The organism is Pseudomonas sp. C 49-2, from assembly GCF_003970195.1.
In the GTDB taxonomy this organism is placed as follows: Bacteria; Pseudomonadota; Gammaproteobacteria; order Pseudomonadales; family Pseudomonadaceae; genus Aquipseudomonas; species Aquipseudomonas canadensis.
Genome location: NZ_RXYG01000007.1, coordinates 222,148 through 246,485 on the forward strand (window position 1 = coordinate 222,148; position 24,338 = coordinate 246,485).

Below are 24,338 nucleotides of genomic sequence, written 5' to 3' on the forward strand. Positions count from 1 at the left end.
CGCCGTTTCGTGAATTCAAGCGTCAGCGGCTTCTTTTTTCGGCCAGACCTCGGCGTGAGCCAATGAAACCAAGGCCTCGCGTACTTGTGTCGGCGTGTTGCAAGACTCCGCAAACGGCAACCAATATAAGGATTGGCCTATACGCAAGTGCATGCCTTCGCTGTCGATACCGGCCAACTGGGCAGGCTCGGAAGTCGGCAAACCGGTGAGGTCGACGTAATGGGCAATGGCCTTGGTGTGATCGCTGTTCATGTGTTCGATCATGCTGCGCTCGGCCCTGCCCGCAAACGGGTTGGCCAACGTCAACTGATCGACCCAGTGAATCGCGCCAAAACCACCGATATACCGGTGACGCACCGGCTTGAGCACCCAGAAGTCGAAATCGTGAGCCTTGTGGTAGTTGGCTGAATCGGGGAAGTAGCGGTAATAACGCTCGGCCGCCGCCTCGATGGCAGCGCCCTCCTCCAGTTTTTCGGCTTCAGCCAGGTAGGTCAGGCGCCCGACGGCCTGCACGTCATCCGCCTCGCGCTCACCCACCAGCAGCGAACACTTGGGGTCTTTCTGCAGGTTGTGAGTATGTTGGGCAATGCGACTGATCAGGATCAGCGGGTGGCCCTGCTCGTCCAGGCAATACGGCACTACCGAACCGAAAGGGAAGCCGGGCATGGCTTTGGACTGTGTGGCGAGAGCCCCACGGTATTCCTTGAGCAACAGCTCTCGGGCGTTCTTGGCAACCTGTGCGCTCAACGTATGACTCCTCGGGTATTCAGCCGCCCCATGACCTATGGGCCTATGGGAATGAATCTCAACGCAAGGTAATCATTATCGGCAAAGGTTGCCAAGCAGGTTTTGTACGCCCGTGTTACCAGGCCACGCCAAAGCCTGCGGTATAGCGGGTTTTGCTCAGGCTGCTGTCGGAGTCTCCACTGATAACGTCGCGTTCGGCCTTGAGGTTGAGCGACGCCCACTCGGTGACCTTGTAGCGCAGGCCCATTTCTGCGTCCAACGAGTATTCCGCCGGACCGCCGATGGGCTTGCCCACTTCGCCGTTGGTGAAGAACTCGACGGTCTTGCCCACCAGGTAGCGGTTGTAATTCCACTTCATGGCCAGGGAATAGAAGTTGTCCTTGCCGCCGTCGGCGTATTCATAGTCGGTGCGGTTGACCAGCGAGCCCAGGGAGAACGCGCCCAACTCATCGTCCCAGAACTGATAGCCCGGGCCCGTGCCGACGGTGCGCTGACGGGACAGGTCTTCAACCTTGTCGCGCTTGTAGGTCAAGCGCCCCTGCCAGAACCAGTGCTCGGTCAGGAAACGGTCGAGGTCGTATTCCAGGGCCCAGTTGTCGGTGGTGGTGACGTCGTCCTGGAACTCGCGGTTGTACTCGCCCTGCCCGGTATGGCGCCATTGACCATGGCGGGCGGTGGTCTTGAAGTCGATGTCGTAGTCGTTGGTGTCTTTATCGGCGCGTTTATAGTCCAGCGCCATGTCTACATTGCCCTTCCACACTAGGTCTTCGACCACCGGCTTGGGCTTGATGATCTGCTGGATGCTGGCCAGTTCGACGGTCTTGGGCGCTTCGCCGTTGGCCAGGACCACTTTGCCATCGTCCGCCGCTTTCAGGGACTTGGCCTTCTCGCCGGTATAAGCGTCCTGCTTGACCAGCAGCTCCTGGTCGCTCTCCAGGGTTTTCACCTGTTTCCAGTCTACCGGGATGGCGCCTGCGTAATCGGTTTGGATCAGCAGCTTGCCACCGTCGAAGACCTTGATCTTGCCCGTCAGGCGGTCACCGTTTTTCAACCAGACGGTATCGGCCAGCAAAGGCGTGGAGGCGCTGAAAACAGCGAGGCACAGCAGGGTTCTGGACAGCATAAGCGGATAAGGAGCTCAAGGTTGGCGAAAAAGGGCGAACATCGTGTTAGATAGCTAGGACTGACTCAAGGATTTATGTTGAGTTCAATTCTCATCAGCACACTTACAGACTTTTCCTACAATTGTACCGTCGGTATCAATGGATATGCCTAGCGTGAATCAGCCCGCCGAAACACCACAAAGCCCCGCCGAAATGCGCCGCACCGCGCTCTACCTGACCCTGGCCCAAGTGCCCGCAGGCTGCGTGGTGAGCTACGGCGAGCTGGCCCACCTGGCAGGTCTTGGGCGTGCGGCGCGCTGGGTTGGCCGTACGCTAAGCCAGCTTCCCGAAGACACCAAGCTACCTTGGCACCGCGTGCTGGGTGCCGGCGGTCGGATAAGTCTGCCGGTGGGCAGTGCCTCGGGTGACGAGCAACGCGCGCGTTTGCGCGATGAAGGCGTCACTGTCCGCAACAATCGCGTTGATATTCAGCGCCATGGCTGGCGCCCGGTAGAGCACAGCGGTTAGAGTGCGCGCTTTGTTTCCGCAAATCTGAGGCAGACTCCAGCCCATGCCCCGTAAAACCTGGCGCGCCGCGCTCGCCGCCTATGCCAGCCCCTCGACGTTAGTCCTGTTGTTGCTCGGCTTTGCCGCCGGCCTGCCTTACATGTTGGTGTTCTCGACGCTTTCAGTGTGGTTGCGCGAAGCCGGTGTGGCGCGCGAAACCATCGGCTATGCGAGCTTGATCGGTTTGGCGTATGCCTTTAAGTGGGTGTGGTCGCCGCTGCTCGACCAATGGCGCCTACCACTGCTCGGCAAACTCGGCCGCCGCCGTTCCTGGCTGGTGCTGGCCCAGTCGCTGGTGATCCTCGGATTGATCGGCATGGGTTTTTGCGACCCGCAGAAACACTTGTCCTGGCTGATCGCTATTGCCGTGATCGTCGCCTTTGCGTCCGCCACCCAAGACATCGCCGTCGACGCCTATCGCCTGGAAATCGCCGACGACAGCCGCCAGGCTGCTCTGGCCGCCAGCTACATGTCCGGCTATCGCATTGCAGCCCTGCTCGCCACAGCGGGCGCACTATTTTTTGCCGAAGGTTTCGGCTCCACCGGCTTCAACTATAAACACTCGGCCTGGACCGGCACCTATGTGCTGTTCGGGGTACTGATGATCCCGGCGCTGCTGACCACCTTCTTCATGCGCGAACCGAATGTGCCACTGCGCACTCAATTGCAGGCCGGGCGCTACAGCTTTGTGCATCAGTTGGTCTCGGTGTTTGTACTGATCGTGTTGCTGGTGTCGGTGCCGGCCATGTTCACCCAACTGTTCAACACTGACTTCGAAAGCGTGCTGTTCCATGGCATGAGCCTGTGGGACTTGCTGATGGAAGACCGCGCATTCCTGCGGGCCATCCTCTATATAACGCTCACCGCCCTATGCCTCTCGGCCATGGGCCGCCGTGGCCTGGCGCCGGTGCTGACGCCGGTCAATGACTTTATCCTGCGCTACCGCTGGCAGGCGTTGCTGCTGCTGGGGCTGATCGCTACCTATCGCATGTCCGACACCGTGATGGGCGTGATGGCCAACGTGTTCTACATCGACCAGGGCTTCACCAAGGACCAGATCGCCGGGGTCAGCAAGATCTTCGGCCTGATCATGACCCTGCTTGGCGCCGGCATGGGCGGCCTGCTGATTGTGCGTTTCGGCATCCTGCCGATCCTGTTCATCGGCGGTGTGGCCTCGGCTGGCACCAACCTGCTGTTCGTGATGCTCGCCGACATGGGCCCGGACCTGCAAATGCTGATCTTCACCATTTCCCTGGATAACTTCAGCTCAGGGCTGGCGACCTCCGCATTCGTGGCCTACCTTTCCAGCCTGACCAACCTGAAGTTCTCAGCCACCCAATATGCGTTGCTCAGCTCGATCATGCTGTTGCTGCCGCGGCTGATCGGTGGGTATTCGGGGGTGATGGTGGAGAAGTTCGGCTATCACAATTTCTTCCTGATCACCTGCATGCTGGGTGTGCCGACGTTGCTGCTGATTGCGCTGCATTGGTTTCAGGAGAATCGGCGAATTCGGTTGAATCCACCGCAGGAAGACTGACACACATGCTTTTGTGGTGAGGGAGCTTGCTCCCGCTGGGGTGCGAAGCAGCCCCAAAAGCCGGCTCCAGCTGCGCTGTCGAACGGGAGCAGGCTCCCTCACTACAGACATCCCTACATTCTGATGCCTGTACGGCGGCAGTTTGCGCCCGTACAATCCAGAGTCATTTCAAGTCCAAGCAACCGACAACGGCCTACCATGCGTACCAGTCAATATTTGCTCGCCACACAGAAAGAAACGCCTTCCGACGCGGTCGTGATCAGCCATCAGCTGATGCTGCGCGCCGGTATGATCCGCAAACTGGCCTCCGGCCTGTACACCTGGCTGCCCATGGGCTTGAAGGTGATGCGCAAGGTCGAAGCCATCGTTCGTGAAGAAATGAACGCTGCCGGCTCTCTGGAAGTGTTGATGCCGAGTACCCAACCGGCTGAACTGTGGCAGGAATCCGGGCGCTGGGAAGAGTACGGCCCTGAGCTGCTGCGCTTCAAGGATCGTCATGGCCGCGACTTCTGCGCCGGCCCGACCCACGAAGAAGTGATCACTGATCTGATGCGCAACGAGCTGAGCAGCTACAAACAGCTGCCGCTGAACCTGTATCAGATCCAGACCAAATTCCGTGACGAAATCCGTCCACGCTTCGGTTTGATGCGCGGCCGCGAATTCATCATGAAGGATGCGTACTCGTTCCACGCCGACCAGGCGTCACTGCAGGTCACCTACGACCGCATGCACCAGGCCTACTGCAACGTGTTCACGCGCCTGGGCCTGAAGTTCCGCCCGGTTGAAGCGGACAACGGCTCCATCGGCGGCGCCGGTTCCCACGAATTCCACGTACTGGCCGAGTCCGGCGAAGACGATATCGTGTTCAGCAACGGCTCCGACTACGCGGCGAACATCGAGAAAGCCGAAGCCGTGCCACGGGAAACCTCCCGTCCAGCACCGGCTGAAGAGCTGCGCCTGGTGGACACACCTGAGACCAAGACCATCGCGGCCCTGGTGGAAAAATTCAATCTGCCGATTGAAAAGACCATCAAGACCCTGATCGTGCGCGCCGAAGAAGAAGGCAAGCTGATCGCCCTGGTGATCCGTGGCGACCACGAACTCAACGAAATCAAGGCGGCCCAGCAACCTGGCGTGGCCAGCCCGCTGGTCATGGCTACCGACGCCGAACTGCGTGACGCCATTGGCGCCGGCGCAGGTTCGCTCGGCCCGCTTAACCTGCCACTGCCGATCATCATCGACCGTTCGGTCGAGCTGATGAGCGACTTCGGCATCGGCGCGAACATCGACGACAAGCACTACTTCGGCGTGAACTGGGAGCGTGACCTGCCGGTTCCGACGGTGGCCGACCTGCGTAACGTGGTGGCCGGTGACCCAAGCCCGGATGGCAAGGGCACCCTGGAAATCAAGCGCGGCATCGAAGTCGGGCACATCTTCCAGCTGGGCAACAAGTACAGCCAGGCGATGAACTGCAAAGTGCTGGGCGAGAACGGCAAGCCGGTGATCCTGGAAATGGGTTGCTACGGCATTGGCGTTTCCCGGGTGGTTGCCGCTGCCATCGAGCAGAACAACGACGCGAACGGCATCATCTGGAGCGACACCCTGGCGCCGTTCCAGATCGCCCTGGTGCCACTGCGTTATGAGACCGAGCAAGTACGCGAAGCCACCGACAAACTGTATGCCGATCTGACGGCCGCCGGTTTTGAAGTGTTGCTGGATGACCGGGACAAGAAAACCAGCCCGGGCATCAAATTCGCCGACATGGAATTGATTGGCATCCCGCACCGGATCGTGGTCAGTGACCGCGGCCTGGCCGATGGCAATCTGGAATACAAGAGCCGGACCGAAGCCGAAGCCCAACCGTTGCCGGTGGCTGACGTGCTGTCTTTCCTTCAGGCGCGTATTCGTCGCTGAAAACCAGATCAAGAGAAGTCATGTTCAAGCGAAACACCAGAGCCCTGGGGGGCGCCGCCTTGTGCGGCGCCCTGCTGGTCAGCGGCTGCGCCAACCAGATGTCGCAACGCAGTGAGCACGAGGAGCGGGTCGAGCGTAAGTTGCTCGACCACAGCCTGCAGATCGATGTAGGCGAACCCAAAGTGCTGGAGCTGCCGCAACGCCGGGTCCGCATTCACGAGCAGAAGACCTTCGAGGTCACCGAGTTCGAAGTCACCCGTCGTTACGACCGCTACACGCCCTACCAGCCCTGGCGCAAACTCTATGAGATGCCTTTGGGTGCCGTAGCCCTGGTGGCCGGCGCGGGCGCCAATGTGGTGAACGTATTCGCCCTTGGCAACCTGCCGACCAGTGTGACGCGTGACTGGCTGATCTACGGCGTGGACGGCCTAAACCCGTTCATGAACGTGCAGTCCCACGGCCGCGCGCAACAGAACCTGGCGGGTATTGATGAAGTCCAGCGCGACAAGCGCGTGGAGTATTCGAGCCTGCCCTGGAGCGAACGCCCGGTGCAAGTCACCGCCGGCAAGCAAGTCCATGAGCTGACCACCGACCGTAACGGCGTATTGCGCCTGAACCTGTTGGACAGCCCGTTTGCCGAGCAGGACCTGAACCGCGTCACGACCTTGAAGATCAGCGTGGAAGATGGCCAGGACGACGTGCATTCGGACTCCACGCTGGCGGTCAGCAGCACCTTGCGCAACAAGTTGCTGGAAGCCCACGGACTGATCTACGACGACCTGGAAGATGACGAAGTCAGTCAGTGGGTGCATAGGGTCAAGCGCTTGTCTGAACTGGGCCTGGAAGAAGAAGCCAGCGAGCTGGAGCAAAGCCTGATCGAACTGACCCGCAATGATCCCGAGTTGCAGCAGGAATTCCTGCAGGCGTTGACCAAGGATGCGGGGCGGTTGGTGGCAGATCCTGGCGCTCGCTGATATTTTTCGACCGCTGAAAATCTTAATGTGGGAGCGGGCTTGCTCGCGAACGCGGTGTATCAGTGATGCATGTATCGACTGACACTACGCATTCGCGAGCAAGCCCGCTCCCACATTTGGTTTCCGGTTTCTACCAGGAGAACTCGAGCTGTTCGTTGCCATTGCTTAAATCCAGCAACCGCACCCCAATCCCCAGCAACCGCACCGGCTTCCCACCCCGGTTAAACGCCTGCGTCAGCAGTTGTTGATAACTCTCCAGATCCCGCCCTGCCCCCGCCTGCTCCAAGGTGGTCTGGGTAAAGTCATGAAATTTCACCTTAACGAACGGCTTGCCTGCCCGGTAACTGCTGTCGATGCGCGCCATGCGTCCGGCCAGGGTTTCCATGAGTTCGGGGAGTTTGGCCAGGCAACTTGAGAGATCCGGCAGGTCCACGTCGTAGGTATTTTCCACACTGATCGACTGCCGGCGACTGTCGTTCTGCACCACGCGGTCATCGATCCCACGGGCCAGGCTCCACAGCCGCTCGCCAAAACTGCCGAATTCGCGCACCAACGCCAGCTTGTTCCACTCGCGCAACTGCAAGCAGTCTTCGATTCCCAGGCGCGCCAGTTTGTCCGCCGTGACCTTGCCCACACCGTGCAACTTGCTCACGCGCAACTGCGAGACAAAGTCTTCAACCTGGTCCGGGGTGATCACGAAGAGTCCGTTGGGCTTCTTCCAATCGCTGGCGATCTTGGCCAGGAACTTGTTCGGCGCCACGCCGGCGGACACGGTGATGTGCAACTGGTTGGAGACACGCCGGCGAATATCCTGGGCAATGCGCGTGGCACTGCCGCCGAAATGCGAGCTGTCGGACACATCCAGATAGGCTTCATCCAGTGACAACGGCTCGATCAGGTCGGTGTAGTCGCGAAAGATGGTCTGGATTTCCTTCGACGCTTCCTTATAGGCGTCCATGCGCGGCTTGACGATGGTCAGGTCCGGGCACAGCTTCAAGGCATGGCGTGACGACATGGCCGAGCGCACGCCATAGGCCCGCGCCTCGTAGTTGCAGGTGGCGATCACCCCGCGCCGGTCGGCCGAGCCACCCACCGCCAGCGGTTTTTGCGCCAGGCTCGGGTCATCGCGCATCTCGATGGCGGCGTAGAAGCAATCACAGTCGACGTGGATGATTTTGCGCTGCGTCATATAAACGGGGGTGTGTACCTACGGGTGGCCAGTATCGCATTCACACCTGTATATAGCACCAGTAGTTTGACTCTTCCGCTTGAGCGGTAGGAAAAATCCCGGATGAATTTATTTTCTCAATCGAATTTTACCTGCTGATAGAGCTGAAACCCTCAGCCACACTGGGCTGGCGGGGTATCGAGAGGCCACCTTGGAGAGCTAACCGATTGAACCACAAGCGCTTTTCTTCGATTCACGGGTTGACACACCTGCGTTCCTCTGTAGAATGCCGACACACAGACGCGGGATGGAGCAGTCTGGTAGCTCGTCGGGCTCATAACCCGAAGGTCGTCGGTTCAAATCCGGCTCCCGCAACCAAACATCAAAAAAGGCTACTCGAAAGAGTGGCCTTTTTTGTGCCTGCTCGTTTTTCCTTCCTGTACGAAAATTGTAAGACAAAAAAATCTTTACTCGTCGCGCACTTACCGCCCTTGGTCAACCTGTAACGACAAATTCACACTTATTTGACCCATCAGCCCATTAACGGTTGACACCCCGCCGTTGGGCTGTAGAATGCCGCCCACAGACGCGGGATGGAGCAGTCTGGTAGCTCGTCGGGCTCATAACCCGAAGGTCGTCGGTTCAAATCCGGCTCCCGCAACCAAACATCAAAAAAGGCTACTCGAAAGAGTGGCCTTTTTTGTATCCGGTGAAAAAGTTCTTCTGAAACAATGGCATGGCATCTTTCATGAAACCCTACACGGTTTGTTGAGTCCATCTCTTTGCAAGCTATGCTCAATGCTCAATCGCTACCCTCTACGACCAATGGCCGCTGTCGCCGCACCCGGTGATACGCGTTAATATTTGTAATTATTTTGTCCATAGGGATTGGTAACTTGGCTGGATACCTCCATCCTGTCGCGCACAATCCACGAGGTGATTGATGCGCGCCAACTCGTCTGAACCACAAGACACTGTTACAGCAGAACAACCGATCACACCCACCCGTTTGCGTTGGCTGGATCTGGTGAGCAAGTACCGGCAACCCATCGGGCTGGCCGTCACCCTATTGTTGTTCGCCATCGCCCTGATCGCCTGCCGCCACCTGCTGTTGGAACTGGACCTCTACGCCCTCCACGACTCGATCCTGGAAGTGCCCAAGCCCGCCTTGCTGGGTGCGTTTGCGGCGGCCGTCGCCGGTTTCGTCATTCTATTGGGCTATGAATTTTCCGGCGCGCGCTACGCGGGCGTGAACCTGCCCGCCAAAACCCTGGCCCTCGGTGGCTTTACCGCCTTCGCCATCGGCAATGCGATTGGCCTGTCGATGCTCTCCGGCGGTTCGGTGCGTTACCGTTTATATGCACGCCATGGCATCGGGGCTTCGGAAGTCGCGCACATGACAGTGTTCGCCAGCCTGGCGCTCGGTACTGCACTGCCGCCACTGGCTGCACTGGCGACACTGAGCAACCTGCCCGCCGCATCGACCTACCTGCATTTGCCACAGGCTGTGCTGGGCGGTATTGCTGGCGCGGTGCTGTTGTTGTCGGCGGTGTTGTGCATCGGCATTTATCGCCGTCGCCTGCCGGAACAACCCTACCCGGATAACCTGCTGGTAAAAGCCGGTCGTCGCACCCTGCGCCTGCCGGGTCGCCGCCTGACCTTCCTGCAACTGATCATTACCGCGCTGGACGTGGCCGCTGCCGCCACTGTCCTTTATATGCTGCTGCCGGAAGCGCCGCCGTTCGGTCCCTTCCTGCTGGTGTACCTGCTGGCCTTGGCCGCTGGTGTGCTCAGCCATGTGCCGGGCGGTGTGGGCGTATTCGAAGCGATCCTGCTGGCGGCCTTCGCCGACAAACTGGGCGCCGCGCCATTGGCCGCCGCCCTGCTGCTGTATCGCATGATCTACGTGGTGTTGCCGCTGCTGATCGCCTGCGTGTTCCTGCTGGTCAACGAAGCACAGCGCCTGTTCCAGACCCAGCAAAGCCTGCGGGTCGCCTCGGGGCTGGCAGCGCCAGTATTGGCCGTGCTGGTTTTTTTGTCCGGCGTGGTCCTGCTGTTCTCTGGCGCCACGCCCGAAATCGACTCACGCCTGGAAAACATCGGCTTCCTGATTCCCCACCGCCTGATTGACGCCTCGCACTTTGGCGCCAGCCTGATCGGCGTGCTGTGCCTGTTGCTGGCCCAGGGTCTGCGTCGACGTTTGTCGGCTGCCTGGATGCTGACCATGGTGCTGCTGTTGGTCGGCGCCCTGCTCTCGCTGCTCAAGGGGTTCGACTGGGAAGAAGCCAGCCTGATGACCATGACCGCGATCCTGCTGGCGATCTTCCGACGCTCGTTTTATCGCGCCAGTCGCCTCACCGAACTGCCCTTCTCGCCGCTGTACCTGGTGGCCAGTGTCTGCGTGCTGGGCGCTTCGATCTGGCTGCTATTGTTCGCTTATCAAGACGTACCGTACAGCCATCAACTGTGGTGGCAGTTCACCCTGGACGCCAATGCCCCCCGCGGCCTGCGCTCGCTGCTGGGCGCCGCCGTGGTGCTGGTGATCGTGTCGTTGACCTGGCTGCTGCGCACCGCGCGCCCGGTGATCCACTTGCCGACGCCGGACGAACTGGAGCGCGCCAGCAAGATCCTGATGGCCTCGTCCCAGCCCGACGGGGGCCTGGCGCTTACCGGCGACAAAGCGCTGCTGTTCCACCCCAATGATGAAGCTTTCCTCATGTACGCCCGTCGCGGCCGCAGCCTGGTAGCCTTGTACGACCCGATTGGCCCGACCCAGCCACGGGCCGAGATGATCTGGCAGTTCCGTGACCTGTGCGACATTCACCATGCCCGCCCGGTGTTCTACCAGGTCCGCGCCGAGAACCTGCCGTACTACATGGACATCGGCCTCACCGCCATCAAGCTGGGCGAAGAAGCCCGCGTCGACCTGAAACGCTTTGACCTGGAAGCCAAGGGCAAAGAGATGAAGGACCTGCGCTACACCTGGAACCGCGGCTCGCGGGACGGCCTGTCCCTGGAGATCTGCGAGCCGGGCACCGCGCCGATGGACGAGCTCAAGGTAATCTCCGATGCCTGGCTGACCGGCAAGAACGTACGGGAAAAAGGCTTTTCCCTGGGACGTTTCAGCGACGACTACCTCAAGCACTTTCGCATCGCGATCATTCGCTTCGAAGGGCGCCCGGTGGCCTTCGCCAACCTGCTCGAGACCTACAACCACGACCTGGCCAGTCTCGACCTGATGCGCGCCCACCCGGACGCGCCCAAGCTGACCATGGAGTTCATGATGGTCGGCCTGATTCAACACTATAAGAGTCACGGCTACGCCCGCTTCAGCCTCGGCATGGTGCCGTTGTCAGGCCTGCAACCACGACGCGGCGCCCCGCTGACCCAACGCCTGGGTTCGATGGTGTTCCGTCGTGGCGAGCAACTGTATAACTTCCAAGGTTTGCGCCGCTTCAAAGATAAGTTCCAGCCTGACTGGGAACCCCGTTACATGGCCGTGCCCGCAGGACTTGATCCGCTGGTGGCACTGGCCGATACCGCCGCCCTGATCGCGGGCGGCTTGACTGGATTGGTGAAACGCTGATGATTCGACGCTCCTGGCGGTATGTATTGGCCTTTGTAGTGCTGCTCGCCCTGGTCCTGGGTGGCGGCTATTGGTACTGGAACCGCCCTGCCCCCCAGCCGACCCTGGAGCAACTGCCCCAGGCCGATGGCTCGGTGATGACCCGGGTAACCCCGTACGGAGCGCCGAAAGCCCGTGTGGCCGTGGCCGTGATGCCCGATGAAATCCTGACCGACAGCCAACTGGTCGCCTTGAGCCAAGGCGGCAAGGCGCAGATTGTCCAGGTGATCCTGCCCAAGGACGACTGCAAGCTGCAGGAACAAGCGCTGCAAAACGCCCTGGGCCAGCTCAAGGGCCAAGCAACGCTGGTCAGCGGCATCGGCCCTGGCGCCGCCCTCGCCTGGCGCTGGCTGGCCACCCAGAACGACGACAAGGCCAACGCCATCTCCGTCGGCTTCGCCTTGGTGCAAGAAGGCTGCAAGGATCCACTGCCAAAGACAGCCGCACACGGCAATTGGCTGGTGGCCTGGAACGATAACCCTGACGATGAAAGCGCCAGTTTCGTACGTGACACCCCGCGCGCCACCACCAGCATCAGCGACTACGACATTCACTACCCGCAAGTGCTGAACAACGAGCTGCGCAAGCAACTGGTAGGTTCGGACAACGGCGGCCTGGCAATTCCGGTGGTTGAAGTCCCGGCCGGCCAAGCGAAGGACACCGTCACCCTGTTCCTCTCCGGTGATGGCGGCTGGCGTGACCTGGACCGTGACGTGGCCGGTGAAATGGCCAAGATCGGCTACCCGGTGGTGGGTATCGATACTCTGCGCTATTACTGGCAGCACAAGACCCCGGAACAAAGCGCCAAGGACCTCACCGAACTGATGCAGCACTACCGTCAGAAATGGGGCACCAAGCGCTTCGTACTGACCGGTTATTCGTTCGGCGCCGATGTATTGCCGGCCATCTACAACCGCCTGCCGGAAAACGAGCAGCAGCGCGTGGACGCGATCATTCTGCTGGCGTTCGCGCGCACGGGAAGCTTCGAAATTGAAGTGGAAGGCTGGTTGGGCAACGCCGGTAAAGAAGCCGCCACCGGGCCGGAAATGGCCAAGCTGCCCCCTGAGAAAGTGGTGTGCATCTACGGCACGGAAGAGGTCGACGAGAGCGGCTGCACGGACAAGACAGCCGTGGGTGAAGCGTTGAAGTTGCCAGGTGGGCATCACTTCGATGAGAACTACCCGGCGCTGGCGAAGCGGTTGGTGGATATCATCGTGAAGCATCAGGCCAAGGACAAAGCCGAGTAACTCCAGGTATTACATGGCTTAAAATGTGGGAGGGGGCTTGCCCCCGATGGCGGTGGGTCAGCTACAGATAAGCTGACTGAAGTACCGTTATCGGGGGCAAGCCCCCTCCCACATTTATATTTGCAGTGTTGTTTAGATTCAGCGCGGTTCGATGTGGGCAATCATCAGTTGCACAGTCTCATTCCCACGAAACTCGTTCACATCCAGCTTGTACGCCAACTCCACCCAACGCACGGTCGGGTTCGGCCAGACCTCACGGTCCACTCCAAAGGCAATGCCATCGAGTTTCACTGACCCGCATTCAGTCTTGAGCACCACCTTCAGGTGCCGCTCACCCAACACCCGCTGCTCTACCAACTGGAATACACCGTGAAAGACCGGCTCGGGAAAGTGCTGCCCCCACGGCCCGGCATGTCGCAATGCGCGAGCCAGTTCCAGATGAAACTCTTCCACCGCCAGGGTGCCGTCGGACAGCAGGCGCCCGGTGAGGTCTTCTTCGCGCAGTTGCCGGCGCACTTCAGCGTCAAACGCTTCGGCAAACAGTGGGAAGTTTTCCTCGCGCAGTGTCAGGCCAGCCGCCATGGCGTGACCGCCGTATTTGGCGATCAGGTTGGGATGCTGGCTCGCAACCACTGCCAGCGCATCACGAATATGAAAACCCTGCACGGAACGCCCTGAGCCCTTGAGCAAGCCATCACCGGCGTCGGCAAAGGCGATGGTCGGGCGGAAGTAACGTTCTTTCATTCGCGATGCGAGAATCCCGATCACGCCCTGGTGCCATTCCGGATCGAACAGGCACAAGCCGTAAGGCATCGACTCCACCGGCAAGTCCTTGAGCTGGGCCAGGGCCTCGCGCTGCATGCCTTGCTCGATGGACTTGCGATCCTGGTTCATGCCGTCCAGTTGCGCGGCCATTTCCCGCGCGGCGGCAACGTCGGTGGTGAGCAGGCATTCGATGCCCAGGCTCATGTCATCCAGGCGCCCGGCGGCGTTCAGACGTGGCCCGAGGATAAATCCCAGGTCGGTGGAAGTGATACGCGCAGCGTCGCGCTTGGCCACTTCCAGGATCGCCTTGATCCCCGGCCGCGCACGGCCAGCGCGGATACGCTCCAGGCCTTGATGCACGAGGATGCGGTTGTTGGCGTCCAGGGGCACTACGTCGGCCACGCTGCCCAGGGCAACCAGGTCGAGCAATTCACCAATGTTGGGTTGCGGCTTGTTGTCGTACCAGCCCAAGCTGCGCAGGCGCGCACGCAGTGCCATCAGCACGTAAAAGATCACACCCACGCCGGCCAGAGCCTTGCTCGGAAACTCACAGCCGGGCTGGTTCGGATTGACGATGGCATCTGCCGCCGGCAACTCATCACCAGGCAAGTGGTGGTCCGTCACCAACACCTGCAACCCCGCCGCTTTCGCCGCCGCCACGCCTTCGACGCTGGAAATGCCGTTGTCCACGGTGATCAGCAACTGCGGCTCGCGCTGCAGGGCGACAGCGACAATTTCCGGGGTCAGGCCGTAGCCGTACTCGAAACGGTTGGGCACGAGGTAATCGACATGGGCCGCACCGAGCAAACGCAGGCCCAGGGTGCCTACGGTGCTGGCGGTGGCGCCATCGGCGTCGAAGTCACCGACGATTAAGATACGCTGGCGCTGCTCCAATGCGGTCACCAGCAAGTCCACCGCCGCATCAATCCCTTTGAGCTGTTGATAGGGAATCAACCGGGCCAGGCTTTTATCCAGCTCGGCCTCGGACTGCACCCCGCGCGCGGCGTAGAGACGGGTCAACAGCGGTGGCAGTTCACCGAGAAACGGGAGGACGGCGGGCAACGGGCGAGGATCGATACGCATGGGAAGCAGGTGAATTCTCTTCAATAAACGGTAGGAGCGAGCTTGCTCGCGAAAATCGTTAACGATGACACGGATTGCCTAGATGAACGCGGCGCCCTCAGGTTCTTCGCGAGCAAGCTCGCTCCTACAGGTTCAGCCGCGTTCGCCGACCAGCCATTGCAGTTGGACTTCATGCTGGCCACGGTCGTCGGTGACGAACATCGTGCCTTCGCTGATCATCACATCCCACTTGATGACGCGGGGCATGTCCTTGGCCAGGGTCTCCAGGACTTCCTGGGGCACGGCGGCGATGTGTACGTTTTTCAGGTTATTCGCTACCGGCACTACCTTGCCTTCCCACACGCGCAAGCTGCCATAGGCCAGCAGGCTGGTGCGTTCGGTGCGGCGCGAGCACCAGGTGAGGCGGTCGGCGTCGGGCTGGCCGACTTCGATCCAGTGCAAAACCCGATCATCCAGGCTTTTTTCCCACAGGGCTGGTTCGTCTACATCTGACAGGCCGCGCCCGAACGACAACTGCTCGTTGTACCAGAGGGCGTAGGCCAGCAGGCGCACGGTCATGCGCTCTTCGGTTTCCGACGGGTGGCGGGCGATGGTCTGTTTGACGCTCTCGTACACCGAGCGATCGAGGTCGGTGAGGTTGAGTTCGAATTTGTAGGTCGTGGACGGCTGGGCCATGAACGGGCTTCTAGAGACAAGGAAAGGCGGCCAGTCTAACCGATGGCGAGGCTATTCAACGAATCCTGCGCTGCCCAGGGCTACTCGCCTATGTTAAAAGGCATCACACCCACGCTCTGCGCAGACAAGGATCCTGATGTCGTTCAACGCCAAACCGCTTGCCGGACTGAAAGTCATCGAACTCGGCACCCTGATCGCCGGCCCGTTTGCCTCCCGTATCTGTGCGGAATTCGGCGCCGACGTGATCAAGGTCGAGTCTCCCGACGGCGGCGACCCCCTGCGCAAATGGCGCAAGCTGTACGAGGGCACATCGCTGTGGTGGTTCGTGCAGGCGCGTAACAAACAGTCGCTGACGCTGAACCTCAAGCACCCCGACGGCCTGGCCATCCTCAAGCAACTGTTGGCCGACGCCGACATCCTGATCGAGAATTTCCGCCCCGGCGTGCTGGAAAAACTCGGCCTGAGCTGGGAAACCCTGCACGCCCTCAACCCCAAGCTGGTGATGGTACGTCTCTCCGGCTTTGGCCAGACCGGGCCGATGAAAGATCAGCCAGGGTTTGGTGCTGTGGGCGAATCCATGGGCGGCCTGCGCTACATCACCGGCTTTGAAGACCGCCCGCCGGTCCGCACCGGTATTTCGATCGGCGACTCGATCGCCGCGTTATGGGCGGTGATCGGTGCGTTGATGGCGCTGCGTCATCGCGAAGTCAATGGCGGTTTGGGGCAAGTGGTGGATGTGGCGCTGTACGAAGCCATCTTCGCCATGATGGAGAGCATGATTCCGGAGTTCGACGTGTTTGGCTTCATCCGCGAACGCACCGGTAACATCATGCCCGGCATCACGCCGTCCTCGATCCACACCAGCGCCGACGGCAAGCATGTACAGATTGGCGCCAACGGCGATGCGATCTTCAAGCGCTTTATGTCGGCCATCGGTCGAGAAGACCTCGCCAACGATCCTGCACTTGCCAGCAATGACGGGCGCGATAGCCGCCGTGATGAGTTGTATGGGGTCATTGATCGCTGGGTGAACTCGCTGCCGCTGGGTCAGGTGGTAGATATCCTGAATAAGGCCGAAGTGCCCGCCAGCCGCATCTATAGCGCCGAAGACATGCTCGGCGACCCGCAATTCCTCGCCAGGGAGATGTTCCTCAAGGCCAAGTTGCCTGGCGGCAAGGACTTCAAGATGCCAGGCATCGTGCCCAAGCTGTCGGACACGCCGGGCAGCTGCGAATGGGTCGGGCCGCAGTTGGGTGAACATAACAGCCAGGTGCTGGGCGGGCTGGGTTATGACGCTGCCGCCATTGTGCGTTTACGTGAGGCAGGCGCGATCTGATGATCCGCAGGCTTGCTCAGCTTTGCCTCGGCGTCATGCTCGCCTGGGGCCCGACCGCCAACGCTGAAGACACGCTGGTCTGGCTACTACGTGACTTGCCTCCCCTGACCATTTTCGAAGGCCCGCGCAAAGGCCAGGGTGCGCTGGACCAACTGTTGCCGATATTGAGCGAACGCCTGCCGGAGTACCGCCACCAAGTGCTGCACGTCAATCGCGCACGGGGCATGCAAATGCTGCGTGAGCCCACGTTCACCTGCGATCCTTCATTGCTGTGGACGGCCGAACGGGCCAGGTACGTCGTGTTTTCCAGCCAGGCGTTTGTGGTGGCCAGCAATGGCGTCACCATCCGACACGACCAGCAGGACGCCATGGCGCCTTACATCACGCAAGGCCAGTTTGACCTGCAGGCGTTCCTCGATGCTCACACGTCAAGGGTGGGAGCCATCGCCGAGCGCAGCTACGGGCCTGTCATCGATGAACAGCTCAAGCACGCTGATGCGCACAAGCTCGCACTGCATTACGGCAACGACGCCTTGGGTAGCCTGTTGCAGATGCAGCGCCTGGGCAGACTGGAGGCGGTGTTGGGTTATTGGCCGGAAATCCGCTATCACGCGATGCAGCAGGGCATCGTCTCGGACGACCTGATGTTCTACCCCATCAAAGGCTCAGCGCCTTACCAACGGACGCACATCGGTTGCTCGGATACGCCCCAGGGACGCCAAGCCATCGAAAGGATCAACCAGGTCCTGCGCGAAATCCCACAAGAGCAGATACAGCAGTCCTACGCCTCATGGCTGGACCCCGTCATGCGTGAACAGTATCTGCGCGATAACCCGAGTTTTTTCCAGGACTCGCCGGCCCCCTGACAAATCGCAGGCAAAAAGAAACCCCGGAGCGTGGGGAGACACTTCGGGGTTAAACGTGGCCTACAAAGACCAGTACAACAAGACACAAACACCGGAGCACAATGTTTGCTCTTGCTGTTACGAAATCTGACCGGCCACGCTGTAGGAAGTTTCCATAATTAAACAATTCTTCATGCGGCGGTGGCGTTGCGGGTCTGGGCTGCGTTGCGCAAGGCCGCGATGACCGAGGGTTCGACGCGCCCTTCGGCAATTTTGATGTCACGCAGCAGGCAATCCACCACATCCACCAGCACGCGTTTGTCCATCAACTGGGCGCGGTCGACTTCACGTTCGACCACAATGGCGCCAGCAGGATTCTTCACGGTTACCAGGCACTCGTCCTGCACACCAGAGGTGGTCAGCGTAACCTGATAAGGGCTCAGTGCTTCTTCGAGCAATAGGCTGATACTTTCCATCTCGATCACCACTCAATAGTTCGGGAACAATCGTTTCAACGGGAGAGCTGCATCTATCCTAAGTGACTGGTTGTGACGTAGGAAAGTTCGCTTTTTCGTCTTTTGGGGCCGTCAGGGGGTGACGGATTCCAGCATGCGCTTGCAACATGACAACGAAAAAACGGCCGCACATAACTGCTTACGCAATGGGTGGCTGATTTGAGGTTTTCCGGGGGTTGAGGCCGGAGGTGAATCCTATACTCGTTGAGCACTGGTCACGCTGCAACGCAGGTAAAAGCGCATGTCAAAAGGCCCTTATTGCGAAGGATGAAGATGATGGCGGAACACAATGAACAGCAAACATCGACAGACAGAATGCACGCCGAGGTCTCACGTATTTTTGCTGAAATCGCACGTATGAACGCAGAGCAGAACAAACTCAACAAAGAATCCCTGAAGATAACCTGTGAGACTTTCTGGTACCCGGTGGGTATCGCGACAGGGTTCTATGCCGCAGTCGGCACCGTCATAGTCGTCGCGCAGAAACTATTCTCGTAACACTAGACCGGGCCTGCCAGAAACAGAAAACGCCGCTGCCCCAAGGAAGGGAAAGCGGCGTTTTTGTGCACCGTGCCCCCCCCACTTTCCACCATCACTGGGTTAACAGGCTAAAATCCCCGAATTGTCCGGGGAATCTATCTTGAGAAGCGCACCTGAAAAACCCTTGCGCATCATCCTTGCCGACGACCATCCCATTTTCCTGATTGGTCTGCGAGCCGTCTTGGAACGCGATGAACAGTTGGAAATCGTCGGCGAAGCCAACTCACCCCAGTCCCTTGCCCAATTGCTGCAACACTGTGCCTGCGACCTGTTGATCACCGATTTCATGATGCCCGCCGAACCCCAGGCCGACGGTTTGCGACTGATCGAACAACTGCGCCGGCATCACCCTAGGCTCCCCATCGTCGTGGTGACCATGCTCAACAACGCTGGGTTGTTTCACGCCATTCTGGAGCTGGGTGTCATGGGCCTGCTGAGCAAAGCCAGCCTCGCGAATGAATTGCCTGAAGCCGTCCGGCGGGTACGCCAGCAGCAATGCTATGTGGCCCACACCATTCGCCAGTCACTGAGCGCCATGGGCACTGATCGATTGCAGTCCCATGAGCAACTGTCGCCCCGCGAGCTGGAAGTGATTCGCCTGCTGGCGAGAGGGCTGACCGTGGGTGAGATCGCGGCACATCTGCATCGCAGCAAGCAGACAGTCAGTGCGCAAAAAGTGAGCGCCATGCGCAAGCTCGGGCTCAGCACCGACGCATCATTGTTTATCTACGTGCAGGAGCATGGGTTGGCCTAGCCTCGTGGCCGAGCCACTCTTTCAGTGCCTGAGCGTCCATCGGCGGGGCAATCAGGCGGCCTTGCAACCAGGCAGGGCCCAGTGCACAGGCCGCCTCACGATCGGCTGTCGTTTCAATGCCCGCAATCACCACGTTCATGCCCATACGGCTGGCCATGCTCATGGCGCCTGCGACGACGGCCACTTTGCGCTCATCGCCCGCCATTCCACAGGCAAAGGCCGGTGGTATTTTCAGCTCGGTGAAAGGCAGCTCCAGCAAACGCTGCAAACTCGTACCGCCGACGCCGAAGTCACCGATAGACAACTTGCAACCGATCATCCGCAAACGTAGCAAGCTGCTGACATGAGCACTGTCGGTGTTCAAACGGGTGGTTTCGACCAGTTCCAGCGTCAGGCTATGGGCGGGCACGGCATAGAGTTGCAGCAGGCGCTGCAGCCTCTGGGGAAAATGCGCATGCTCCAGCATCCGCCCGGGAATGTTCACCGCCACTGGTAAGATCTCGCCCGTATCCCACGCTATCTGGCTGACAAGGCCTAGGGCCTCTTCCATCACATGCCAGGTAAACGCCTCCTCCATGCCGGCAAACTCCAGCACCGGCAGGAATTCATGCGGTAGCAACACTTCTCCCTCAGGTAGGTACCACCTCGCCAGCACCTCAACCCCTTGCAATACGCCTGCCTGGCAAACGATAGGCTGAAAGCTGGCGCTGGCGTAGCGCGCGATGGCTACCTGGCAGGCATCCACCGTAGGCGGCAATTCATCCTGCTCATTCACCCCCAACAGTTGGCGTACCCTCTCCCAGGACACTACCTGCGGCCCTGGGCGTAAGTGTTGCCGGCAAACCATCAGCAGTTGCCCGATCAGCTGTGCCGAGGCGGGTTTGGGCAAACACCTGAGCACATTCAACCCGGCCTGACGCGCCATGTTGGCGACACCCTCCAATACGTTGGGCTCAGCATTGCTTAACAGGATCAGCACCTGAGTCTGCCGCAGCTCGCCCAATTCGCGAATCAGTTCAAGGGCATCGCCTTGCTCCAGATAGAGGTCGCAAATAGCGATGTCTACCGGCCCCTTGCTCGCCAATGACTGCCGGGCGGCCTCTACTGTTTCGGCCGTCATTACATTGAATACACCATTGGCATTGAGCATCTGGTGCAGGGCCATCAGTTGGAACGGGTTATCTTCGAGGATCAAGACATTGAGGGAGCGCATGACAAACTCTACGGCGTAAAAGCGAGGTGGCGCAGGCTACTCAAAAGGCCCTGCGCGCCCCATAGGACACGTCCTATTCTTGCGGATTCAAATGAGCCCCCAGCTCAACTTTAAACTCTGCCAGCGCTTCATTCAGCACAAGCCAAAGGGGTTGAACTTCTTCAATACGCTGCTCACGCAGGCAGCTTTCAAGCCCCACACACGCCTTGGCAAGGGGCAGCGCATCCACCAGGCAGCAAATGCCCTTGAGGCGATGCAGCGAGGCCTTCACCCGGGGAAAATCCTGTTCCGCCAACGCCGCCTCGATCGCGTCGTGCTCATGTTCAAGACTCTTCGCCAGCTCCTCCAGCATTCGCTGCAGCACCGGCCCATCGGCCTGGGTCATCGCATGCAAGGTTTGGATATTGAAGGTGCGCAACGGCGCCACGCGGGCGAGTACCCTGGCCCAGTGTTCAAGGGTGACCGGCTTGACCAACAGTTCATCCATCCCCACCTCAAGACAACGCTGGTGCTCATCCTCCATGGCATTGGCGGTACAACCCACCAACGCACAGCGCGGTCGTCGCTCCTGCGCTTCAATCCCGCGGACCGCTTCGCTCAAGGCGTAGCCCGACATACCCGGCATGTTGCAATCGGTCACCAGCACGTCAAAGGCGTCATCTCGCCAATGCTGCAAGGCCAACTCAGCCGAGTCGAGGGCCACCACCCGATGACCGAGGAACTGAAGCTGCTGAGCCAGCACCAGACGATTGGCGGGCAGGTCATCCACAACCAGCACCGACAAACGGCGACCGACAGTCGGCAGGGTCACCTCAGGCACAACGGGCATGTCGTCGCCACTGACCCGTTCCAGATACAGGTCAATGCACACCGTCGTGCCCTCGCCCGCCGCGCTGCTCAGGGAGATCGTGCCGCCCATCAACTCCACCAGTTGCTGACAAATGCTCAAGCCCAGTCCCGTCCCGCCATGCTGAGCCGCCGTCAGCGGGCTGACCTGGACAAAGGGCTTGAACACCCGGGCCTGTTGTTCGACGCCAATACCCGGCCCACTGTCTGCAACACACACATGCAGGTATTCAGCGCCTGACTCATCGCACAGGGTGACGACGCTGAGGCGGACCTCACCCTGCTCGGTAAACTTCAACGCATTGCCCAGCAGGTTGTGCATGACCTGCCGCAAACGCAGCGGATCGAACCAATAATTCCCTTGCGCCGCTGGATCAAACGCCAGGGTCAAATGCAGGCCTTTTTTACGTGCGGTGGCTTCGAACAGGCGCTGGATCCCCTCGAAAAAACTTTTCAGGTCAGTGGTCTGCGGCGCCAGTTGCAAATGGCCTGCTTCGATCTTGGCCAGGTCCAGGCTATCGCCCATTAACTCAATCAATTCTCGTGCCGAACGATGGGCCACCTGTAGCGCTTCGGAAACGCGTTTGCCCTCGGCCAGGGCGCGTTCTTGTTCCAATTCAAGCAAGCCGATGATGGCGGTCATCGGTGTACGAATTTCGTGGCTCAGCGTCGAGAGAAATGCACTTTTGGCGTAATTCGCTTCGTCAGCAGCCTGGCGTGCGTCCATCAACTGATGCTCCAGGACTTTGCGCTCATTGATGTCGATCCACCCCCCGAGCAATCCCTGCAATTGGCCGCGCGCGTCGAAAAACGGCACCGTCCATTGATACACGTGGAAAGTGCCGCCGTTGAACTCCAGTTGGCGATCAACAAATAACGATCGCTGCGTTGCCAACTGCTCCATGTGCCCTGCATGCAGGCGTGCGGCAGTAGCCTCTGGCATCAAGCCACTCTCCATCAAGGTCAGGCCCTGGATCTGCTCGCGCCGGGTGGCCAACTGCTGCTCATAGCTGGTGTTACAGGTCACCAACCGCCCAGCCAGGTCACGTACGAAAACCGGGTTGGGCATGCCGTCGAGCAAGGCACGCTTGAAGGCCAACTGATCGCTCAGTCGTTGCTCGGCCACCAAGCGCTGCTGGATCTGACGCTTGAGCCGGCTATTCCAGGCCAGCGATACCAACACACACAGCAGCGCCATGGCGACCGTCCAATAGGCCCATGGCGGCACACGCTGCCATGCCGATGTAGGGATGGGCACCGCGCCCAGCCAGCGCAAGCGCAGCGCGCTCAACTCTGCCACCGGCATCGCTTCCAAAGCCTTGTTCACAATACTCAGCAGCTCAGGCTGATCCTTGCGCACCACAAGGCTGTTGGACGACCACTTGCCCTCGACACTACGCCCGATACGCAAGCCGTCGGACGGGTAACTCTGCACCTCCACTTCATTCTGGATAGTCGCCGCCGCGCGCCCCTGGATCACTTGATCACGGGCCTGGGTATAGTTATCGACAGAGAGAATTTCGATATCTGGGTGTTCACGACGAATAAAGTTTTCCAGTACATGGCGTGCCGGCAACGCCAATACTTTGCCGGACAGTTCACTCAAACTGACCAGTAATGGCGTGTCGCTGCGCTGGATAAACACCCACCCGGCGCCACCAAAACCATGGCTGAAATCCAGGAATTGCCTGCGTTCCTGATTCTCGGCCAGCGTGGTGTTCATATCCGCCCTGCCCGCTGCCAATAACTCCAGGGTCTGCGCGGTGGAAGACACCTCTTCCATCACGAACTGCAACCCCGTCATGCGTGAAATCCGGTTTAGCAGATCGACGTTCAGGCCGACCCATTGGTCGTCCTTGTCTTTGAAGATGTACGGCGACTGTTGCTGGGACGCCACCACCACATGAGGATGGTGCAACAGCCACGCTTGCTCCTGGGCCGACAACACAATGCGGTCTGCGGCGATGCCCACCCCCAGGCCAGTGGTCCAGCGCGCCAGGATTTCACGTTGTATCGACTCGTCGATACTCGCCAGGGCACGGTCCAGCATGGCGCCCAATAAAGGGTCCGCCGCACGGGAGGCAAAGGCAAAACCAATCGGCGCCAGCCGGCTTTCCACTTTTATCTGCAAACCCAGGTAAGGACGCAGCGACTTGTAGGCACGTACGATCACTTCATTGCCGATAAAGGCATCGGCATCCCCTTGATTCAACGCCTCCAAGCCACTGTAAAGGTTCGGAGCCAGTATGATGTGACTGGCGGGATAGGCCCGATGCACATTGCCGACATTGGCATATCCCTCCAGCAAAACCACCTTCTTGTCCGCGAGGTCCTCGTTCTGCGTGGCGTCGTCGCGGCGCACGACAACCACCGAACGATCCGGCATGTAGTCGCGGGTAAACCGCAACCCAGGCACATCCCGCTCATAGCCATTGGCGCTGGTCAGAATATCAATCGCCCCACTGCGCAAGGCTTCCACCGCTTGCGCCCGCTCAGCGAAACCCATCACCTGCATGGGCACATCGAGGCGCGCGCCGATCAGGCTCAGGTAGTCGGCGCTGATGCCTTGGTAGCGATTATGGTCGCGGGTAATATCAATCGGCTGGTAATCATCAATGGAGATACCGACCTTCAGCGTTCGATGGTTCGCCAGCCATTGCTGCTCGGCGGCCGTCAAAGGCAAGGGTGCCAGAGGCGTAAATGCCGGGACCAGTTTGAAAGGCAGGCTAACGGCTGCCAGGGTCGTCGACAGATGACCGAACAAGAGCAGATACACCAGCCACATGCACCTTCGGCTCAATAAACGCACCGTATTGGTTTCCTTGTTTTTTGTTGTCGGTTGCCCGTTGGAGTATGGCCTGCCCCAATGAAAAAGCCCGTCACG

General features: G+C 59.7%; 18 protein-coding genes and 2 tRNA genes. 12 read left to right on the forward strand and 8 right to left on the reverse strand.

Going from position 1 to position 24,338, the window contains the following annotated elements:
* Positions 1 to 15: 15 nt before the first annotated feature.
* Positions 16 to 747, reverse strand: coding sequence for a HugZ family protein (locus tag EJ576_RS16245; protein ID WP_126570697.1), 732 nt, complete (start codon positions 745 to 747; stop codon positions 16 to 18).
* Between the two features lie 115 nt (positions 748 to 862).
* Positions 863 to 1,870: a DUF481 domain-containing protein gene (locus EJ576_RS16250; RefSeq protein ID WP_025854818.1), complete on the reverse strand. Its 1,008-nt coding sequence runs from the start codon at positions 1,868 to 1,870 to the stop codon at positions 863 to 865.
* A 139-nt stretch (positions 1,871 to 2,009) separates the two neighbouring features.
* Between EJ576_RS16250 and EJ576_RS16255 the strand changes: the two genes are divergently transcribed.
* The 4 genes from EJ576_RS16255 to EJ576_RS16270 all read left to right on the forward strand — a co-directional run bounded on the left by EJ576_RS16255 (position 2,010) and on the right by EJ576_RS16270 (position 6,842).
* Positions 2,010 to 2,378, forward strand: a complete 369-nt coding sequence (locus EJ576_RS16255) for an MGMT family protein (protein WP_370468590.1) — start codon at positions 2,010 to 2,012, stop codon at positions 2,376 to 2,378.
* 43 nt (positions 2,379 to 2,421) lie between these two features.
* Positions 2,422 to 3,954, forward strand: coding sequence for an AmpG family muropeptide MFS transporter (locus EJ576_RS16260; RefSeq protein ID WP_122728646.1), 1,533 nt, complete (start codon positions 2,422 to 2,424; stop codon positions 3,952 to 3,954).
* A gap of 198 nt (positions 3,955 to 4,152) precedes the next feature.
* Complete coding sequence (locus tag EJ576_RS16265) at positions 4,153 to 5,868, forward strand: proline--tRNA ligase (protein WP_033898568.1); 1,716 nt, start codon at positions 4,153 to 4,155, stop codon at positions 5,866 to 5,868.
* A 20-nt stretch (positions 5,869 to 5,888) separates the two neighbouring features.
* Entirely contained in the window at positions 5,889 to 6,842 is a 954-nt protein-coding gene (locus EJ576_RS16270) for a hypothetical protein (RefSeq protein ID WP_028617799.1), read from the forward strand.
* A gap of 130 nt (positions 6,843 to 6,972) precedes the next feature.
* On the opposite strand, the gene dinB is transcribed toward EJ576_RS16270, so the two are convergent.
* Positions 6,973 to 8,031, reverse strand: a complete 1,059-nt coding sequence (gene dinB, locus EJ576_RS16275) for a DNA polymerase IV (RefSeq protein ID WP_122728652.1) — start codon at positions 8,029 to 8,031, stop codon at positions 6,973 to 6,975.
* Positions 8,032 to 8,311: 280 nt separating this feature from the next.
* Between dinB and EJ576_RS16280 the strand changes: the two genes are divergently transcribed.
* The 4 genes from EJ576_RS16280 to EJ576_RS16295 all read left to right on the forward strand — a co-directional run bounded on the left by EJ576_RS16280 (position 8,312) and on the right by EJ576_RS16295 (position 12,882).
* A tRNA-Met gene (locus EJ576_RS16280) sits at positions 8,312 to 8,388 on the forward strand.
* Positions 8,389 to 8,597: 209 nt separating this feature from the next.
* A tRNA-Met gene (locus tag EJ576_RS16285) sits at positions 8,598 to 8,674 on the forward strand.
* Positions 8,675 to 8,953: 279 nt separating this feature from the next.
* Positions 8,954 to 11,596, forward strand: coding sequence for a bifunctional lysylphosphatidylglycerol flippase/synthetase MprF (gene mprF / locus EJ576_RS16290; protein ID WP_028617801.1), 2,643 nt, complete (start codon positions 8,954 to 8,956; stop codon positions 11,594 to 11,596).
* Positions 11,596 to 12,882 carry a virulence factor family protein gene (locus EJ576_RS16295; RefSeq protein ID WP_126570698.1) on the forward strand — a complete coding sequence of 429 codons (1,287 nt, stop codon included), beginning with the start codon at positions 11,596 to 11,598 and terminating at the stop codon, positions 12,880 to 12,882. The genes mprF and EJ576_RS16295 overlap by 1 nt, the downstream gene beginning before the upstream one ends.
* Before the next feature lie 138 nt (positions 12,883 to 13,020).
* On the opposite strand, the gene recJ is transcribed toward EJ576_RS16295, so the two are convergent.
* Together recJ and EJ576_RS16305 are read right to left on the reverse strand one after the other, a co-directional pair.
* Positions 13,021 to 14,730 carry a single-stranded-DNA-specific exonuclease RecJ gene (recJ, locus tag EJ576_RS16300; protein WP_126570699.1) on the reverse strand — a complete coding sequence of 570 codons (1,710 nt, stop codon included), beginning with the start codon at positions 14,728 to 14,730 and terminating at the stop codon, positions 13,021 to 13,023.
* Positions 14,731 to 14,862: 132 nt separating this feature from the next.
* Positions 14,863 to 15,405 (reverse strand): YaeQ family protein, encoded by a 543-nt coding sequence (locus EJ576_RS16305; protein ID WP_016977727.1) that lies wholly within the window; start codon positions 15,403 to 15,405, stop codon positions 14,863 to 14,865.
* 136 nt (positions 15,406 to 15,541) lie between these two features.
* On the opposite strand from EJ576_RS16305, the gene EJ576_RS16310 reads away from it, so the two are divergent.
* A complete protein-coding gene (locus tag EJ576_RS16310) occupies positions 15,542 to 16,741 on the forward strand; it encodes a CaiB/BaiF CoA-transferase family protein (protein WP_126570700.1) in 1,200 nt (399 codons plus the stop codon).
* Complete coding sequence (locus EJ576_RS16315; RefSeq protein ID WP_126570701.1) at positions 16,741 to 17,607, forward strand: TIGR02285 family protein; 867 nt, start codon at positions 16,741 to 16,743, stop codon at positions 17,605 to 17,607. Before EJ576_RS16310 ends, EJ576_RS16315 begins: the two co-directional genes overlap by 1 nt.
* Before the next feature lie 170 nt (positions 17,608 to 17,777).
* On the opposite strand, the gene EJ576_RS16320 is transcribed toward EJ576_RS16315, so the two are convergent.
* Positions 17,778 to 18,062: a DUF3509 domain-containing protein gene (locus tag EJ576_RS16320; RefSeq protein ID WP_028617806.1), complete on the reverse strand. Its 285-nt coding sequence runs from the start codon at positions 18,060 to 18,062 to the stop codon at positions 17,778 to 17,780.
* A gap of 315 nt (positions 18,063 to 18,377) precedes the next feature.
* On the opposite strand from EJ576_RS16320, the gene EJ576_RS16325 reads away from it, so the two are divergent.
* Positions 18,378 to 18,599, forward strand: coding sequence for a hypothetical protein (locus EJ576_RS16325; RefSeq protein WP_049711681.1), 222 nt, complete (start codon positions 18,378 to 18,380; stop codon positions 18,597 to 18,599).
* Positions 18,600 to 18,741: 142 nt separating this feature from the next.
* Positions 18,742 to 19,395: a response regulator transcription factor gene (locus tag EJ576_RS16330; protein ID WP_122728660.1), complete on the forward strand. Its 654-nt coding sequence runs from the start codon at positions 18,742 to 18,744 to the stop codon at positions 19,393 to 19,395.
* On the opposite strand, the gene EJ576_RS16335 is transcribed toward EJ576_RS16330, so the two are convergent.
* Both EJ576_RS16335 and EJ576_RS16340 read right to left on the reverse strand, forming a co-directional pair.
* Positions 19,364 to 20,608, reverse strand: a complete 1,245-nt coding sequence (locus EJ576_RS16335) for an EAL domain-containing protein (RefSeq protein ID WP_126570702.1) — start codon at positions 20,606 to 20,608, stop codon at positions 19,364 to 19,366. The two genes, EJ576_RS16330 and EJ576_RS16335, sit on opposite strands and share 32 nt — an antisense overlap.
* Positions 20,609 to 20,681: 73 nt before the next feature.
* Positions 20,682 to 24,239, reverse strand: a complete 3,558-nt coding sequence (locus EJ576_RS16340) for a transporter substrate-binding domain-containing protein (RefSeq protein WP_256656614.1) — start codon at positions 24,237 to 24,239, stop codon at positions 20,682 to 20,684.
* Between the last annotated feature and the right edge of the window lie 99 nt (positions 24,240 to 24,338).